This is a genomic window from Xanthomonas sp. NCPPB 1128, assembly GCF_001043115.1.
Lineage (GTDB): Bacteria > Pseudomonadota > Gammaproteobacteria > Xanthomonadales > Xanthomonadaceae > Xanthomonas_A.
In genome coordinates this window covers 117,272-135,221 of record NZ_LFME01000007.1, presented here as the reverse complement: position 1 = coordinate 135,221, position 17,950 = coordinate 117,272, and the positions used below count along the sequence as shown (strand labels likewise).

At 68.5% G+C, this 17,950-nt stretch carries 13 protein-coding genes; 5 read left to right on the top strand and 8 right to left on the bottom strand.

The genetic code is table 11. The annotated features are described in order from the left end of the window. Window positions 1–20: 20 nt before the first annotated feature. The 6 genes from ACP93_RS07390 to ACP93_RS07365 form a co-directional block, all read right to left on the bottom strand. The gene (locus tag ACP93_RS07390; RefSeq protein ID WP_048490067.1) at window positions 21–2,531 is read right to left on the bottom strand and encodes a S9 family peptidase; all 2,511 of its coding nucleotides are present in this window, start codon (window positions 2,529–2,531) and stop codon (window positions 21–23) included. A 96-nt stretch (window positions 2,532–2,627) separates the two neighbouring features. Further along, window positions 2,628–3,254: a glutathione transferase GstA gene (gstA, locus tag ACP93_RS07385; protein ID WP_048490066.1), complete on the bottom strand. Its 627-nt coding sequence runs from the start codon at window positions 3,252–3,254 to the stop codon at window positions 2,628–2,630. Between the two features lie 80 nt (window positions 3,255–3,334). Then, complete coding sequence (locus ACP93_RS07380; RefSeq protein WP_048490065.1) at window positions 3,335–4,213, bottom strand: LysR family transcriptional regulator; 879 nt, start codon at window positions 4,211–4,213, stop codon at window positions 3,335–3,337. A gap of 70 nt (window positions 4,214–4,283) precedes the next feature. Continuing rightward, a complete protein-coding gene (locus ACP93_RS07375) occupies window positions 4,284–5,270 on the bottom strand; it encodes a malate dehydrogenase (RefSeq protein ID WP_048490064.1) in 987 nt (328 codons plus the stop codon). Window positions 5,271–5,306: 36 nt separating this feature from the next. Then, the gene (locus ACP93_RS07370) at window positions 5,307–5,684 is read right to left on the bottom strand and encodes a thioredoxin domain-containing protein (RefSeq protein ID WP_082143392.1); all 378 of its coding nucleotides are present in this window, start codon (window positions 5,682–5,684) and stop codon (window positions 5,307–5,309) included. A gap of 91 nt (window positions 5,685–5,775) precedes the next feature. Then, complete coding sequence (locus tag ACP93_RS07365; RefSeq protein ID WP_048490063.1) at window positions 5,776–6,270, bottom strand: peptidylprolyl isomerase; 495 nt, start codon at window positions 6,268–6,270, stop codon at window positions 5,776–5,778. 199 nt (window positions 6,271–6,469) lie between these two features. Here ACP93_RS07365 and typA point away from each other — a divergent pair, with 199 nt between their 5' ends. The 3 genes from typA (at window position 6,470) to ACP93_RS07350 (ending at window position 11,300) form a co-directional block, all read left to right on the top strand. Further along, the gene (gene typA, locus ACP93_RS07360; protein WP_048490062.1) at window positions 6,470–8,299 is read left to right on the top strand and encodes a translational GTPase TypA; all 1,830 of its coding nucleotides are present in this window, start codon (window positions 6,470–6,472) and stop codon (window positions 8,297–8,299) included. Between the two features lie 16 nt (window positions 8,300–8,315). Continuing rightward, window positions 8,316–8,798, top strand: coding sequence for a DUF2127 domain-containing protein (locus tag ACP93_RS07355; RefSeq protein WP_048490061.1), 483 nt, complete (start codon window positions 8,316–8,318; stop codon window positions 8,796–8,798). A gap of 306 nt (window positions 8,799–9,104) precedes the next feature. Then, entirely contained in the window at window positions 9,105–11,300 is a 2,196-nt protein-coding gene (locus tag ACP93_RS07350) for a ricin-type beta-trefoil lectin domain protein (protein WP_228135973.1), read from the top strand. Window positions 11,301–11,387: 87 nt separating this feature from the next. On the opposite strand, the gene ACP93_RS07345 is transcribed toward ACP93_RS07350, so the two are convergent. Beyond that, window positions 11,388–12,545: a mechanosensitive ion channel family protein gene (locus ACP93_RS07345; RefSeq protein ID WP_048490059.1), complete on the bottom strand. Its 1,158-nt coding sequence runs from the start codon at window positions 12,543–12,545 to the stop codon at window positions 11,388–11,390. A 267-nt stretch (window positions 12,546–12,812) separates the two neighbouring features. After that, the gene (locus ACP93_RS07340) at window positions 12,813–14,207 is read right to left on the bottom strand and encodes a class II 3-deoxy-7-phosphoheptulonate synthase (protein WP_048490058.1); all 1,395 of its coding nucleotides are present in this window, start codon (window positions 14,205–14,207) and stop codon (window positions 12,813–12,815) included. Window positions 14,208–14,407: 200 nt separating this feature from the next. On the opposite strand from ACP93_RS07340, the gene ACP93_RS07335 reads away from it, so the two are divergent. Further along, window positions 14,408–16,549 carry a TonB-dependent receptor gene (locus ACP93_RS07335; protein WP_048490057.1) on the top strand — a complete coding sequence of 714 codons (2,142 nt, stop codon included), beginning with the start codon at window positions 14,408–14,410 and terminating at the stop codon, window positions 16,547–16,549. Window positions 16,550–16,989: 440 nt separating this feature from the next. Then, complete coding sequence (locus tag ACP93_RS07330) at window positions 16,990–17,880, top strand: alpha/beta hydrolase family protein (RefSeq protein ID WP_048490056.1); 891 nt, start codon at window positions 16,990–16,992, stop codon at window positions 17,878–17,880. Window positions 17,881–17,950: the final 70 nt, after the last annotated feature.

Here is a 17,950-nt window from a genome sequence, read left to right as displayed (position 1 = left end):
TGCGCTCCCAGGTCGGCCGATTATTGCGTCTTCGCCTTGTCCGCCGACGCCGCACGCGGCGGCGCCTGCTTCACGTAGCGGTCGAACCACTCCAGCATTTCCGCCACCACGTCCTCGTTGGATTCGCGCGCGGTGTACCAGTGCGGTTCGAACGGCAGCAGCACCAGCCGCGCGGTGCCGCCGAGGCCGCGGATGGCCTGGAACATGCGCGGAGCCTGGGTGGTCTCGGTGCCGGGGTTGGCGTCGTCCATGCCGTGCACCAGCAGCAGCGGCTCGTTGATCTTGTCGGCGTGGAAGAACGCCGAGGCCTGCGCATACACCTCCGGCGCGGCCCAGAACGAGCGCCGCTCGTTCTGGAAGCCGAACGGGGTCAGGGTCTTGTTGTAGCTGCCGCTGGTGGCCACGCCGGCGCGGAACAGGTCGGTGTGCGCCAGCAGGTTGGCCGCCATCAGCGCGCCGTGGCTGTGGCCGGTGACGCCGATGCGGTCGCGGTCGACCACACCCAGCGCCACCGCCTTGTCCACCGCCGCCTGGGCGTTGTCGACCAGCTGTTGCAGGTAGGTGTCGTAGGCGGTCTTGGGATCGCCGACGATCGGGAACGCGGCATCGTCGATGATCGCGTAGCCGGCCAGCAGCAGCAGTTGGTAGGAATGCAGGCGGGTGAAGTCGCGGTCGTTGGCGCCGCTGACCTGGCCGGCCTTGGAGGCATCGGCGTAGTCCAGCGGATAGGCATAGAGGATCGCCGGCACCCGCGTGCCTTCCTTGTAGCCGGGCGGCGTGTACAGGGTGAAGGACAGCTCCACGCCATCCTTGCGCTTGTAGGTCACCAGGCGCTTCTTGATCTGCCGCACCACCGGGGTCGGATCGGGGAAGCGGGTCACCGGCGCCAGGGTGGAGGCGAGCACCGCCTCGCCGGCCGCCGCCGCCGGTTGCGGCTGGCCCAGGGTGCGCAGGTACACGTTCGGCGGGTCGCTCGGCGACTGCCGCCAGGTCAGCAGGCGGGTGGTGTCGTCGCCGGCGAACCCGGCGAAGGCCTCGTCGACGTCGGCGCCGCTGCGGAACAGGCGCTGGGTCTTGCCGCTGTCCAGTTCGTAGCGGTCCAGGAACGGCCGATCGCCGGCCGGGGTGGCGCCCTGCCCGCTCAGGAACAGTGCGCCGTTGTCCTCGCGCAGCACGTATTCGCCGTTGGCCAGGCGACGCAGCTCGGGCGTGCCGGGATCGGCGTAGAGGTCGTCGGTGGACAGGTCGAAGAGCACCCGCCCGGCGCTGCCGGGGCGGTCCGCGTCCAGCAGCGTGGTGCGGCGCCAGTGGCGGTTCTCGTCGTACTCGTCCAGCAGCGCCTGCCCGCCCTGCGCGAACCAGCTCAGGCCGGCGTAGCGCTGGGTCACCTTGGCCAGTTCGCGCGGCTTGCCGGTGAAGGGTGCCGACAGGGTCAGCAGCTTGTCGCGGGCAGGAACGCTCGTCTTCCAGTCGCCGCCGTCCAGCGCCTCGGCCCAGACCAGGGTGGCCGGCTGGTTGGCGCGCCAGCCGTAGGCGCGTGGCCCGGTGGGCACGCCATGCACCGGCACCCGGTCGGCCACCGGCAGGTTCGCCAGCACACGCTCGCTGCCGTCGGCCAGTTCCAGCACCGCCACGTCGTGGGCGAAGCGGCCGTAGGTGGTGACGTAGGAGTACGGACGCTGCAGGCGCTCCACCCGCACGTGGCGGCCGTCCGGCGCACCGTCGACCACCGAGTACACCGCCGGCTTGCCGATGGTGCGCAGTTTGCCGCTGGCGGCATCCACGGTGACCAGCTGCGCCGTGGCGTAGTAGGTGAACTGGGCCTCGTCCTCGGGGCTGGACAGGGTGTCGCGGGCCTCGTAGGTGCTGCTCTCGCCCTTGCCGCGGATCGCTTCCTTGACCTCCGGCCCCGGCGGCACCGCCGCCTTCACCGGCGCCGGGCCCAGATCCTGCGGCACCGTGCGCACCAGCAGCGTGTCGCTGCCGCCCAGCCACTGGATCTCGCCGCCCAGCACCGGGTTGAGCTGCACGCCGTCGATGCGGCGCACCGCGCCGGTGGCGACGTCGCCCAGCCACAGCTCGACGCGGTCGGCTGCGGTGTTGTTGAAGGCGAAGCGGCGCCCGTCCGGCGACCACACCGGCTGCGCCGGGCAGGCGCCGGCCGGCAGGGTCACCGGGGTCTGCTTGCCGCTGGCCACGTCGACCAGGCTGAAGCCGTCCAGGCAGGCGCGGATGCCGTAGCCGTTGGACATGTCGTGGCGGGCATGGGTGCGCGGCTCCACCCGCACCCCGGCCAGCTTCAGGTAAGGCTCGGCGACGCGCGCGATCGGCGGGTAGGCCTGGCGCTCCACCAGCAGCAGGGTGCGCCCGGTCGGGTCCAGCCGCGGCGACGGATTGAGCGGGGCGCGCATCACCCCGAGCAGCGGCTCGGGCGGTTGCCGATACCCGCTGTCGGCGGCGGCGGCGTGGGCGGCGACGGGCAACGCACTGGCGAGCGCCAGCGCGCCGATCCAGCGGAACGGCATGAGCATGGTCGAAATCCCCTTTCGAATGGCCCCGGCAACCTAGCACGGCCGCCGCACCGCGGCCGAGCGCCGAAGGTCATGCCTGTCACGCGTGCGCCGCGCTCAGGCCAGGTGCAGTCCCTGCTCGGCGGCCAGCGCCGCCACTACGCTGGGACGCTGCGCGATGCGCGCCGTGTAGGCGGCCAACGCCGGATGCGCGGCCAGCGACAGGCCGAACCGCGGCAGCCAGCCGAGCACGGTGAACAGGTAGGCATCGGCCACGCCGAAGCGCTCGCCGAACAGGTACGGCCGCGCGCTTAGCGCGGTCTCGGCATGGCCATAGCGCTGCAGCAGGCGGGCGGCGACCGCGGCGCGCCGCTCCGGCGCCAGCCCGGCATCGAACAGCGGCACACTGCCGGCATGCAGTTCGCTGTTGATGAAGGCCAGCCACTCGTACAGGCGATAGCGCGGCAAGGCATCCGCATCCGCGTCCGCGGGCGGCGCCAGTGCCGCCCGCGGGCAGCGATCGGCCAGGTACAGCAGGATCGCCGGGCCCTCGGTCAGTACCTGGCCGTCGTCCAGTTGCAGCGCGGCCACGTAACCCTTGGGATTGATCGCGCGGAAATCCTCGCCATCGGCGGTGCGCTTGCTGCGGTTGTCCACGTGCACCAGCCGGAACGGCAGCTGCAGTTCGCGCAGCACGATGTGCGGCGCCAGGGAACAGGCGCCAGGAGCGGCATAGAGGTGCATCGGAATGGTCTCGCAGGGGGCGCCGGAGAGTCGGCGCGCGCAGTGTGCGTGGCACGGGGGCCTGGCGAGAAACAAGAATGTCAGCGCGCGCCAGTAGCGCCGCTAATGGCCTCGTCCAGGAACCTGCGCAGTTGCCGCGCGGCCGGCGCCGGATGCTCGGCGGCGACGAGCGCGAAGCGGCGCTGCAGCCGCGGCTGCAACGGCAGCACCTGCACGCCGTCGCGCTCGGCCGGCAACACCGACGCCGGCAGCAGGCTGGCGCCCGCGCCGTCGCGCACCAGCGCCCAGGCGCTGGACCAGTCGCGCACCTGCAGCCGCAGGTCGGCGATCGCCAGCCCCGCACGCTCGGCCAGGCGCTGCGCATGCAGCCAGCAACCGCCGGTGGCGAGCACGAACGGCAGCGCCAGCAACTCCGCCAGGGCGATGTCGCGCGCCTGCGGACGCGCCAGCGCCGGCGGCAGTACCGCCAGCCATTCGTCCTCGCCGAACACTGTGGCATCGAGCTCCGGCGCCGGATCCAGCACCACGCCCAGGTCCACCGTGCCCGCCGCCAGCCAGGCCTCGACCTCCTCGTCGCCGCCTTCCAGCCACACCACCCCCGTGTCCGGATGCGCCCGCTCGAACGCGCGCAGGCGTGGCGCCAGCCATGGCCGCGACGAGGCGAACCCGGCCACCCGCAGCGACGGCGCGGCGGGCGCACGCTGCGCCCTGGCCAGCGCCTGCAGCTGCCCCAGCTCGGCCAGCATCGCCCGCGCATGCTCCAGCGCCCGCGCGCCGAACGGCGTCGGACTAATCCGCCCGCGCTCACGCAGCAGCAGCGCCGCGCCCAGCACGTGCTCCATCTGCGCGATGGCCTGGCTGGCGCCGGACTGGGTGATGCCGCAGCGCGCGGCGCCCGCGCTGATGCTGCCGCACTCGACGATGGCGACGTACAGCCGCCAGTGGATCAGATTCATCATGTCGGGTTCCCCAGAACGCGAAACGCCGGGCGAGGCCCGGCGTTCCGTGACGACGCGATCGCGTTGGCGATCAGCCCAGCAGGTGGGCCACGCCGCTGCGCTCTTCTTCCAGCTCGGCCAGGGTCTTGTCGACGTACTTCTTGCTGAAGTCGTCGATCGGCAGGTCCTTGACGATGGTGTAGGTGCCGTTCTCGGTGGTGACCGGGAAACCGAAGATCACGCCTTCCGGGATACCGTAGGAACCGTCGGACGGCACGCCCATCGTCACCCACTTGCCGTTGCTGCCCAGCACCCAGTCGCGCACGTGGTCGATGGCGGCGTTGGCGGCAGAGGCGGCCGAGGACAGGCCGCGCGCTTCGATGATCGCCGCGCCGCGCTTGCCCACGGTCGGGATGAAGGTGCCGGCATTCCATTCCTGGTCGTTGATCGCGTCGGCGATGGAGGCGCCATCGGCGGTGGCGAAGCGGTAGTCCGGGTACATGGTCGGGCTGTGGTTGCCCCACACCACCAGCTTCTCGATGCCGCCGACCGGCTTGCCGAGCTTGAGCGACAGCTGGCTCAGCGCGCGGTTGTGGTCCAGGCGCAGCATGGCGGTGAAGTTCTTCGGGTTCAGGTCAGGCGCCGACTTCATGGCGATGTAGGCGTTGGTGTTGGCCGGGTTGCCCACCACCAGCACCTTGACGTCGCGCTTGGCCACCTTGTTCAGCGCCGCGCCCTGCGCGGTGAAGATCTTGGCGTTCTCCAGCAGCAGGTCCTTGCGCTCCATGCCCGGGCCGCGCGGACGCGCGCCGACCAGCAGGGCGATGTCGGCGTCCTTGAACGCCACTTCGGCGTCGTCGGTGCCGACCATGCCGGCCAGCAGCGGGAACGCGCAGTCTTCCAGCTCCATCATCACGCCCTTCAGCGCGGCCTGGGCCTTCTCCATCGGCAGTTCCAGCAACTGCAGGATCACCGGCTGGTCCTTGCCGAGCATTTCGCCGGAGGCGATGCGGAACAGCAGGGCATAACCGATCTGGCCGGCGGCGCCGGTCACGGCAACACGAACAGGTGCTTTCATGGGGGATTCCTCTGCTAAGAAAGTGGGTGGGGTGGATCAGTAGACGCGGTAGCCCAGCGGCTGCAGGTGCAGGTCCAGGGCGGCGGTGTCGTAGCCTTCGACCACGTGCTGGCCGATCACGGTGATCGGCACGCCTTCCAGGCCGAGCGCGGCGGCGGCCTGGCGGCCGGCCTCCTGCTCCACGTCCAGGACCGTGTAGCGGACCTGGGCGCGGGCGAAATCGGCCTGTTGCCGGCGGCAGTAGCCGCACCAGTCGGCGGCGAGCATGACGATGCCGTCGTCGCCGGTCAGCAGGCGCGGGTCGCCGGCGGCCAGTGCGGCCGACGGTGCCGAGTCCGCACTGCGCCACCAGGCATGCACGCCGCCGCCGATGGCGAGCAGCAGCAGGCACAACACAAGGGGGCGCATCGTCATCGGCGGTCGGGTGCGGCAATCAACCAGGAAAATGGTAGCACGCAGGCTCCGCGCGCCCGGCCGCAGGGCCGGGTGCACGGACAGCGCCGGATCAGGCGTCGAGGGTGCGGTTCCACTCGGCGACGCGGTCGGCCTTGGCCGCCAGCACCGCGTCGGCGTCGCCTTCGATGGTGATCTTGTTGATCACGTCGCCCTGGGCGACGCTGTCGACCACGTCCAGGCCCTCGAGCACCTTGCCGAACACGGTGTGCTTGCCGTCCAGCCACGGGGTGGCGGTGTGGGTGATGAAGAACTGGCTGCCGTTGGTGCTGGGGCCGGCATTGGCCATGGACAGCACGCCACGGTCGTGGCGCACGCCGTTGTTGGTCTCGTCCTCGAAGCGGTAGCCCGGGCCGCCGCGGCCGGAGCCTTCCGGGCAACCGCCCTGGATCATGAAGTCGGCAATCACGCGGTGGAAGTTCAGCCCGTCGTAGAAGCCGCGCTTGGCCAGGTTCACGAAGTTGGCCACGGTCAGCGGGGCCTTGTCGGGATACAGCTCGATCTTGATCGGGCCGCGGGCGGTGTCGAAATGGGCGATCAGGGACATGGGATTCCTTGGAAACGGGGGCGTCATGAGGGGCGCATAGGATACACGGCGCCTCGTTCAGGCTTCGCCCGCGCCCGCCGCCGGCGCCTGAACGGGCCTGCCCAGCCCACCGCCGCCGGGCGCCGGCAGGCGTCACGGGATCCGGGTATACTAGGTGGCTTCCTTTCCTTCCTTCTGGCGCCGGCTGGCCCCCTTTCGCATGTCCATCGAAAATCTTCGCAATATCGCCATCGTCGCCCACGTCGACCACGGTAAGACCACCCTCGTCGACTGCCTGCTGAAGCAGTCCGGCACCCTGTCCGAGCGTACGGTGCTGGCCGAGCGCGTGATGGACAGCAACGACCAGGAAAAGGAACGCGGCATCACCATCCTGGCCAAGAACACCGCCATCACCTGGCAGGGCAACCGCATCAACATCGTCGACACCCCCGGACACGCCGACTTCGGCGGCGAGGTGGAGCGCGTGCTGTCGATGGTGGACACCGTGCTGATCCTGGTCGACGCGATGGACGGCCCGATGCCGCAGACCCGCTTCGTGACCCAGAAGGCGTTCGCGATGGGCTTCAAGCCGATCGTGGTGGTCAACAAGATCGACCGCCCCGGCGCGCGCCCGGACTGGGTGATCGACCAGGTGTTCGACCTGTTCGACAAGCTCGGCGCCACCAACGAGCAGCTCGACTTCCCGATCGTCTACACCTCGGCGCTGAACGGCTACGCCTCGCTGGACGACAGCGTGCGCGACGGCGACATGACCCCGCTGTACGAAGCGATCATGCAGCACGCGCCGAAGCCGGACGTGGACCCGGACGGCCCGTTCCAGATGCGCATCAGCCAGCTGGACTACAACAACTTCGTCGGCGTGATCGGCATCGGCCGCATCCAGCGCGGCGTGCTGAAGAAGAACATGCCGGTGGCGGTGATCGACCGCGAAGGCAAGAAGCGCCAGGGCAAGGTGCTGCAGGTGCTGGGCTTCCTGGGCCTGGAGCGGATCGAGCAGGACAGCGCGCAGGCCGGCGACATCGTCGCCATCTCCGGCATCCAGGAGCTGACCATCTCCGACACCGTGTGCGCGCTGGAAACCCCCGAAGCGCTGCCGCCGCTGACCGTGGATGAGCCGACCATCTCGATGACCTTCCAGGTCAACAACTCGCCGTTCGCCGGCAACAAGGACCTGTCCGGCGGCAAGTTCCTGACCAGCCGCCAGCTCAAGGACCGGCTGGAGCGCGAGACCGTGCACAACGTGGCGCTGAAGGTGCAGCAGCTGGAAGACGCCGACAAGTTCCTGGTCTCCGGCCGCGGCGAACTGCACCTGTCGGTGTTGATCGAGAACATGCGCCGTGAGGGCTTCGAGCTGGCGGTGTCGCGTCCGGAAGTCATCATCAAGGAGATCGACGGCAAGTTGATGGAGCCGGTCGAGCAGCTGGTGGTGGACATCGAGGAGCAGCACCAGGGCGGCGTCATGGAGAAGCTGGGCACCCGCAAGGGCCAGCTGAAGAACATGGAGCCGGACGGCAAGGGCCGCGTGCGCCTGGACTACATGATCCCGGCGCGTGGCCTGATCGGCTTCCAGAACGAGTTCCGCACCCTGACCCAGGGTTCGGGCCTGCTGTTCCACGTGTTCGACCACTACGGTCCGAAGGAACAGGGCGCCATCGCCAAGCGCCAGAACGGCGTGATGATCGCCAACGCGCCGGGCGCCACCCCCGCCTACGCGCTGGGCCCGCTGGAAGAGCGCGGCCGCCTGTTTGCCGCCGAAGGCGACAACGTGTATGAAGGGCAGCTGGTCGGCATCCACTCCAAGGACAACGACCTGACCGTCAACGCGATCAAGACCAAGCCGCTGACCAACATGCGTGCCTCGGGCAAGGACGATGCGATCAAGCTGACCCCGGCGATCAAGTACACGCTGGAGCAGGCGCTGGACTTCATCGAGGACGACGAACTGGTCGAAGTCACCCCGAAGGAGATCCGCTTGCGCAAGAAGCACCTGACCGAAAACGAGCGCAAGCGCGCTGGCCGCGCGGGCTAAGGGATAGCGCACGCCCATGGCCGCCGACAAGGCGTACAACCCGGATCCGCACGCGCATCCGGGCCTGCACCTGATCGCACTGCTGGAGGCCGGCAAGGGCCTGCTCGCGGTGCTGGCGGCCACGGGGCTGGAACTGATGGGTCCGGCCCCGCTGCGCGCGGGGGTGGACAAATTGATCGTGCGTTTCAGCCTGGACCCGGACCATGGTGCCCTGCCCTCGCTGCTGACCATGATCAGCCCCGGCGCGGTGCACCTGGCCGCCGCCGGCATGCTCGCCTACGGCGTGCTGCACATCATCGAGGCCTGGGGTCTGTGGCGCGCCAAGGCCTGGGCCTCGCTGCTGGGCTGCATCTCCGCGGCGATCTACCTGCCGTTCGACGTCTACGCCATCGTGCGCCATCCCGGCTGGGCTTCCTGGGCGGTGCTGGCGATCAACCTCGCGGTGGTCGGCATTCTCGCCCGCGACCTGGTGCGGCGCCGGCGGCATCGCCCGGCCTGAGCTGCGCCGCATCCCTGTCACGGCGGCCATCACCGTGACGCCCCACTGTACATCCTCCTGATGACCGGCCTCGCCACACCACGGGTTGGCGGACATGCCGTTTCGTAACGCTCTCATCCTGCTGGGCAGAACGCGTTAGCCGATATGCCGCCGGATGGATTTGTGATGTCATCCACGGGACTTCTGGGCACAATCCCCGCAACGCGATCATTCCGCAAAAATGTCTACAGAATTGTCCAGACCGGTCGATCCTGACCCTTGACAAGTTCCGGGGCATCCGGAAACCGCGCCATCTTCAATAGTCCGATGGCGAAGATCACCACAGGGGAATCGACGATGCGAATCGCGAAAGCGATGGGTTGGAGTGTGGCGGCGTTACTTTGCACTGGCCTGAGCGCCTGCGGCGGCGCCATCGATCACAAACACAGCGCAACCTCGGACGACAAGCACGCGTCCGCTGCGGCCACCACCGCGCTGCCCATGGCAGCCGCACAGCGCGCATCCCTGTTCGACGCGAAGGACAGCGGCGCACTGATCCGCTACACCAGCCGCACCCCGACCGGACACGACGGCGCGTTCGCCCTGTACCCGATCACCATCAGCGAGGCGCATGCGATCAAGGCCAGCGTCGACGGCACGATGACGGTGCCGACGCCGGACGGGAAGAACCTGCAAATCACCTATCAGAGCCGGCGCGATGCCAGGCGCGGCGTCTGGACGTGGGTCGGCCGTGTGGATGGCCAACCGATGGGCAACGAGACGGTCATCAGTTTCGGCAAGGACGCGGTGTTCGGATCACTGGGCACCATCGATGGCATGACCTACCAGCTCACCACCATCGAAGGGAAGCCCTACATCATGGCTGCCGCCAGCGCTGACCTGCATTCCGCTGGAAGCCACGCGGATGGGCGGCGACTGGCCGATTCTGTCATCCAACTCCGCGCGGGTGATACCGCCCAAGGCTATATCGCCGGGTACAGCAGCCTGGCGCAGGTCAACGCGCAGGCGGGCAGCACCTCGACCAACACGATCGACGTACTGCTCGGCTATACGCCCGGTTATCGGGACTATCGCGGCGGCATCACGGCAATCGACACCGTACTCACCAACATGGTGGAAACGGCGAACCAATCCTTCGCCAACGCCAACATCAATGTGCGCTATCGCCTGGTCGGGACCGTGCAGGTCAGCTACCCGGACAACACCTTGAACGACAATACCCTCGACGAACTCACCGGTGTCGGCCAGGCCACCGCCGCGGCGCTGGTGCCGCTGCATGATGCCCGCGACCGCCTCGGTGCCGACATGGTAGGTCTGGTCAGGCGCTTCAACAACGGCCAGCAGAGCTGCGGCGTCGCCTGGCAATCGGGCGGCACCGATTCGCGCTGGGGATACGCGGTGATCTCCGACGGCGTGGACGGCGGCTACTACTGCACCCGCGGCACCCTCGCCCACGAATTCGGCCATCTCCTCGGCTCCGGCCACCAGCACGAGACCGGCCAGGAGCCGGGCTTCAATTTCGGCCATCGCAGCGACACCGGCAGCTTCCACACCACGATGGCGTACGCGGTCAATGGACAGAGCGAGATCCTGGTGTATTCGTCGCCGGCGATCAGCAGTTGCAACGGGCAAGCCTGCGGCGTGCCGGACCAAGCGGACAATGCCCGCGCCTTCCTCACCACGGTGCCCAATGTCGTCCAGTACCGGCAGACCGTGGTGCCGCTGGACGATTCCAGTTCGCCCGGACAGGTCATGGGGCCCTCCGGGAAATGCCTCGACGTCGCCGGCGGAGCGACCAGCAACGCCGCCGCCGTCCAGGTCTGGAACTGCAATGGTTTCCGCCAACAGAAGTGGTCGTTCCAGCGCGGCAGTCGCAGCCTGCGCGGCGAAGGCACCGACAAGGTCCTCGACATCAGCGGCGTGAGCCGCGCCAATGGTGCACCGATCCAGCTCTATCAATCGCTGAACACGGAGAACCAGGGCTGGCGCTTCACCAATGCCTCGCTCATCGCCACCGGCGGCAAGGTGTTGGACGTCGTGTCTGCCGGATCCGGCAACGGCGCACGGCTGCAGCTCTGGGACAATCTCGGCGGCGCCAATCAGCGCTGGTCGTACATTCCCGCAACGGGTGAAATCCGCGTCTCGACCGGGCGCTGCCTGGACGTGGCGGAATTCGGCGTAGCCACCGGGACACCGGTGCAGATCTGGGACTGCACCGGCACCAAGAATCAGGCTTGGCAACTTGGTAAGAACGGTGCGATCGTCGGCTATGGCGGCAACTGCCTGGAAGCAGTGAACACGGCCCAGAACGGCACCGTCGTTCGGATGGCCGCCTGCACCGGCACGAGCGCGCAAGCATGGCGGATCCGCGGCGAGATCCGCAGCGACTTGAACGGCAAATGCCTGGACGACTCGGCCGGCGGCACCCGCAACGGCGCCATCGCGCAGATGTGGGAATGCCTGGGCAACGTCAATCAGCTCTGGGAAGTGCAACCGAACTGACGCGCCTGCCAGCCTGGCAATACCGTCGCCGGCACCGCATCGCGTGCCGGCGACGTGCGTTTCGGCGGACCTGCGTCGCGGCGCCTCTTACGCAGTGCCGCGCTGCGCGGGAGCAGGTGCGGCCGTTACGCCATCCTCAGCACCAGGCGAACGCATCGCCTCCGAGTCGCTGGCACGCACTGGCGGGTGCGACAGCCTCACCGGTTCTGGCGCCACTTCCGCACGCAGCAACGGCAAGGCGTACGGGTGCTCGCGTACCAGGAAATCCAGCATGCGTTCGCGCACGATGCAGCGCAGGTCGAAGGCATCGCCGGAGTTGCGCGCGCTGACCAGCAGGCGCACCTGGATCGTGCGCTCGCTGGTATCGGTCACCTGGGTCACGCAGACCCGCCCGTCCCACAGCGGCTCGCTCTTGCAGATGCGCTCCAGCTCGGCGCGCACCTGCGCGATCGGCGTGCGGTAGTCCAGCCACAGGAACGCGGTGCCGAGCAGGTCGGCGCTGCTGCGCGTCCAGTTCTGGAACGGGTTCTCGATGAACCAGGTCAACGGCACCACCATGCGCCGCTCGTCCCAGATCCGCACCACCACGTAGGAACTGCCGATCTCCTCGATGCGGCCCCACTCGCCTTCGACGATGACCACGTCGTCGAGCCGGATCGGCTGGGTCAGCGCGATCTGCAGGCCGGCGATCAGGTTGCCGAACACCGGCTTGGCGGCGATACCGGCGACCAGGCCGATGATGCCGGCCGAGGCCAGCAAGGTGGTGCCGATCTGCCGCACCGCTGGGAAGGTCAGCAGCACGATCGAGGTCCCGAACAGGATGATCGTGCCCATCGCCACCCGCGCCAGCACCCGGGTCTGGGTCTGCACGCGGCGCGCGGTGAGGTTGTCCGCCACCTCGATCGGGTGGCTGCGCAGGATCGCCGTTTCCAGCGCCGCCACGCCACGCACCAGCAGCCAGGTGACGCAACCGATCATGCCGATGTGCAGCAGATGCTGCAGGTCGGTCAGCGCCGCCTCGTCCAGCGGCGTGGATTCGAGCGCGAAGCTGAGCATCAGCATCGGCAGCAGGAAGGCGACCGGCACGCTGACCACGCGTACGATGCGCGCGCGCCGGTAGTCGCGGCCGCGCATGCGCTGGGCGATGCGCAACAGCAGCCACCAGGCCAGGAAACCGAGAATCAGTGCAGCGCCGAGCGGCACCGTGTAGGCACGCCAGGGCACCCAGTGGAGATCGAGGGTCAAGTTGCGCTCCTTTGTTGGGGGGAGGAGTCGCGACAGTGTGGCAGCGCGCGGATTAGCGCGATGTCGAGCACGCACGGTGCGGCGCCAAGCGACGGTAGCCGTAACGTGCGTCGGCGCGTGTGCACGCGCTGCTGCAAAAGCAATTGAAGCGGCAGCGATGCCAGCTCGCCGTATGGCGACACGTGCAGAGGCAACGGCACCGCACAGGCCACTGCACAGCGCCAGCGCCGACGCGCACGCTGCACGCCGGCACATGACACCAACCAGTTACGCGAGCGGCGTGGCGACGTTACGCCCGTTCTGCTTGCGCACGATCGCCATCGCGATCTCCAGCGACTGCTCGTAGTTCAGGCGCGGGTCGACGCTGGAGCGGTAGGCGCGCTCCAGATCGCGCTCGGTCAGTTCGCGCGCGCCGCCGGTGCACTCGGTGACGTCCTCGCCGGTCAGTTCCAGATGCACGCCGCCCAGGCGGGTCCCGGCCGCGGCATGGATGTCGAACGACTGCTCCACTTCGCCGAGGACGTTCTGGTAGCGCCGGGTCTTGTAGCCGTTGCTGGTGCTCTCGGTGTTGCCGTGCATCGCATCGCACACCCACAGCACGCGGCGGCCGTCGCGCTTCACCGCGTCCAGCAGCGGCGGCAGCTTCTCGGCGATCTGTGCCGCGCCCATGCGGTGGATGAAGGTCAGCCGGCCCGGCTCGTCCTCCGGATTGAGCACGTCGATCAGGCGCAACAACTGGTCCGGCTGCGCCGACGGCCCGACCTTGATCGCGATCGGATTGCGGATGCCGCGGAAATACTCCACGTGCGCGCCGTCCAGCGCAGCGGTGCGCATGCCGATCCACGGATAGTGCGTACTGAGGTTGAACCAGCCCCATTGCCGCGGCACCTCGCGGGTCAGCGCCTCTTCGTAGGGCAGCAGCAAGGCCTCGTGCGAGGTGTAGAAATCGACGCGGTTGAGGTTGTACAGCTGCGCGCCGGAGAGGGTCTCCATGAAGCGCACCGCATCGCCGATCGAGGACACCATCTTCTGGTAGTCGTCGGCCAGCGGCGAATAGCCGACCCAGCTCAGGTTCCAGTATTCGGGATGGTGCAGGTCGGCGAAGCCGCCGTCGATCAGCGCGCGCACGAAGTTCATGGTCATCGCCGAACGCGAGTGCGCGGTGATCATGCGCCGAGGGTCCGGCACCCGCGCCTGCGCGGTGAACTCCGGGCCGTTGACCACGTCGCCGCGGTAGCTGGGCAGGGTCACACCGTCACGGGTCTCGGTATCGGCCGAGCGCGGCTTGGCGTACTGCCCGGCGTAGCGACCGACCCGCACCACCGGCAGGCGCAGCCCGTGCACCAGCACCAGGCTCATCTGCAACAGCACCTTGAGCCGGTTGGAGATGGTGCCGGATTCGCAATCGCTGAAGTTCTCCGCGCAATCGCCGCCCTGCAGCAGGAAGCGCTTGCCTTCCTGCGCTTCGGCCAGCTGCTTCTTCAGCGCGAAGATCTCCCAGGAGGTCACCAGCGGCGGCAACTGCCGCAGTTCGGTCAACGCGGCTTCCAGCGCCTGCGGGTCCGGATACACCGGCATCTGCAGCGCCGGCCGCTCACGCCAACTGGCAGGTGACCAGGGCGACGAGGCGGAAGCGGACACGGCGGCGGCGGACAGATTCATGAAAGGACTCCTTGGCAGTGTGCGATGTTCGCAGAGCCGGGGCGCGCCGCATAGCGCCGCACGCCGGTCACGCTGGCAGCGCCAGGACATGAACGGCAAGCAACACCGCGATGCCACCATGACTTCCGGCCTACGCCGGCGTTTTTGCGAAAGCACACTGTTATTAAGTAACAATTCCTTTCCATTCGGTCCGCCTCGCCATGACACGTCGCCCCCTCTCCTCCGCCATCGCCCTGATCCTCCTGGTCGCCCCCGGCCTTGCCCTCGCCGCAGACGCCGTCGCGGACAGCACCGCCGCCGCCGAACCGACCGTCGATCTGGATCCGGTCACCGTCACCGCCAAGCTGGAAGCCGCGCGCAACGCGCTGTCGCCGGACATCGGCAGCAGCCAGTACGCCATCACTGCCGAGGACATCGCGCGCCTGCCGCTGGGCGCCTCCACCCCGCTCAACCAGGTGCTGCTGCAGGCGCCGGGCGTGGTCCAGGATTCCTACGGCGGCATCCATGTGCGTGGCGACCATGCCAATCTGCAGTACCGCATCAACGGCGTGATGATCCCCGAGTCCATCTCCGGCTTCGGCCAGACCCTGGATCCGCGCACGATCAAGAACATCCGCCTGCTCGACGGCGCGCTGCCGGCGCAGTTCGGCGACCGCACCGCGGCCGTGGTCGACATCACCACCAAGAACGGCGTGGAACTGGGCAACGGCGGCAGCGTCGGCATCACCGGCGGCTCCTACGGCACGCTCAATCCCAATGCGTCGTGGTGGGGCAGCGACGGCCGTTTCAGCTGGTTCGCCAGCGGCAACTACCTGCAGAACCGCATCGGCATGGAGAACCCGACCGACAGCGACAACCCGATCCACGACAAGACCCACCAGGGCAAGGGCTTCGCCGACCTCAGCTACCTGCTGAACGAGAACACCCGGCTCAGCCTGCTGGTCGGCTACGCCAACAACCGCTTCCAGATCCCCAACAACCCGGGGCAGACGCCGGCGTTCACCTACCTGGGCAACAACAGCTTCGATTCGGCGCAGCTCGACGAGAACCAGCGCGAGAACACCCGCTTCGGCACCCTGGTGCTGCAGGGCGCGCTCGGCGACACCAGCTACCAGTTGTCGGCCGGCCAGCGCTACAGCAGCTTCGCGTTCTCCCCGGACATCGCCGGCGACCTGATCTTCAACGGCATCGCCTCGCAGGTGCAGCGCGCCAACCGCGCCAGCACCCTGCAGGCCGACTTCTCCACGCCGTGGGGCAGCACGCACACCTTGCGCTATGGCGTGTACGGCAACTTCGAACACGCCAACGCCAGCAACAATGCCTACGTGTTCCCGGCCAACGACGACGGCAGCCAGAGCAGCGACGTGCCGCTGTTCATCCCCGACGGCAGCCGCTTCCACGCCAGCACCTATGCGGTGTACCTGCAGGACGAATGGCAGCCGAGCGACGCCTGGACCATCAACTACGGTGTGCGTGGCGATCGCTACAAGGCCTTCGGCACCACCGAGGGCCAGCTCAGCCCGCGCCTGGGCGTGGTCTGGCACGCCAGCGACAGCACCACCCTGCACGCCGGCTATGCCCGCTACTTCACCCCGCCGGCCACCGAGCTGATCTCCACCAGCGACATCGCCCTGTACGACGGCACCACCAACCAGCAGTCGGCGGCGGGCGGCCCGACCAAGCCGCTGAGCGAGCGCAGCGACTACTACGACCTGGGCATCTCGCAAATGGTCGGCGACCACCTGACCCTGGGCCTGGACACCTACTACCGCAAGGCCGACCGCCTGCAGGACGAAGGCCAGTTCGGCGCCGCCTACGTCTATTCCACCTTCAACTACCGCTACGGCCGCATCCGCGGCGCCGAGTTCAGCGCCGACTACAGCAACGGCCCGATCAACGCCTACTTCAACGCGGCCTACAGCAAGGCCATGGGCAAGCGGGTGATGACCAGCCTGTACAACTTCGACCCGGATGCGCTGGCCTACGCCTACGACCATTGGATTCACCTGGACCACGACCAGAAGCTGACCTCCTCCGGCGGCATCAACTACGCCCTGGCCGACGACAGCCGCGTCGGCGCCGACTACCTGTTCGGCAGCGGCCTGCGCACCGACGCCAACGGCGTGCCCAATGGCGGCGAACTGCCGGCGTACTTCCAGCTCAACCTCAGCGCCGGCCACGACTTCGCCCTGGCCAGCAACCACCCGCTGCACGCGCAGTTGGCGGTGCTCAACGTGCTCGACCGCCACTACCAGTTGCGCGACGGCGGCGGCATCGGCGTGTTCGCGCCGCAGTGGGCGCCGCGCCGCGGCGTCTACCTGAGCCTGCAGCAGGACTTCTGAGCAAGCTTGCGGACACGGCTGGTGGTGCGCCGACCGGGCGCATCGCCAGCCGCACAGCGAACCATGGCGGGCAAGGCAGGTTCGCGCCTGCGCACTGCCCAGGCAGGAGCGAATTCAGGGCGCCTGGCTTTTGCCACGACACACCGATGTTCGTTGCAGGAGCGGCTTCAGCCGCGACGGGCGTTCCCAGTCTGGTCGCGGCTGAAGCCGCTCCTACAGCGGACATGGCGCTGATTGCAGCGATCAGAGGTTTCTTTCAGACGCGATAGGGGTCCGTGGGGAACTCTTTACGGTGGAAGCCAGGCCGGCAACACAACCAAGCGACGCGCCGCGTCGTGGCCGTAGCTTCGGTCCGCAGCGGGAGACGCACTGCCGCCCCCCGATCGCGCATTGGAACGCTACGACGCGTGCACGCATCCCGTCCAGGCCAGGCCCTTCCCATGCGCAAACAGCTCCTCGCCGCAACGCTCACGGCTACGTTCCTCACCTTCGCCGCGCCGGCGTTCGCGCAACCTCCGACCGTCGCGGATTTCCGCATGCCGGTGGTCGTGCAAGGCGTCGATTACGCTCTCGCCGCACGTGTGTATCGCCCCACCGGCCCCGGCCCGTTCCCGCTGATCGTCATCCATCACGGCACCCCGGCGGACAAGCACAAACTCGCCGACACTCGCCTCGGCTTCGCCCGCGCCGCGCGCTGGTTCGTCGCCCGCGGCTACATGGTGGTGCTGGCACTGCGGCCCGGCTACGGCAGCTCCAGCGGCAGCTATCTGGAAGGCGCAGGCAATTGCCACGACGTCGATTTCGTCGTCGCCGGGCGCAAGATCGCCGCGGCCGAGACGGCGATCGTCGACGCCGCCGCTCGTCTTCCCGGCGTGGATCCGCAGCGCATCGTCGTGGTCGGCCAGTCCGCCGGCGGCCTCGGCGCGGTGGCGCTGGCCGATGCGCCGCCGCCGGGCGTGCGTGGCGTCATCAGCTTCGCCGGCGGGCGCGGCAGCAACGGCAAGGAGGTCATCTGCGCCGGCGAGGACCGCCTGGTCGATGCGGAGAAGACTTTGGGTGCAGCCAACACGCTGCCGCAGCTGTGGCTGTACGCCGAGAACGATCACTTCTTCCGGCGCGCGCTGGCGCACCGCATGTATGCGGCCTACCGCGCCGGCTCGACGCCGCCGGTGGCTTTCGTCGACCTGCCGCCGTTCGGCGACGACGGCCACAAGACCTTCGCCCAGGCCGATCCGTCGGTGTGGGCGAGACCGGTGGCCGCGTTCCTCGCCCAGGTCGTCCGGCAGGCTGTCAGCACGCAGGTGCCGCCACAGGCCAGCACGGCGCAGTGAGGCAGACAGACGCAGGTGGGATTTCGTATCGCCAGCGGGGAACTGCAGACAAGGCGCTGGCCAAAGCGGA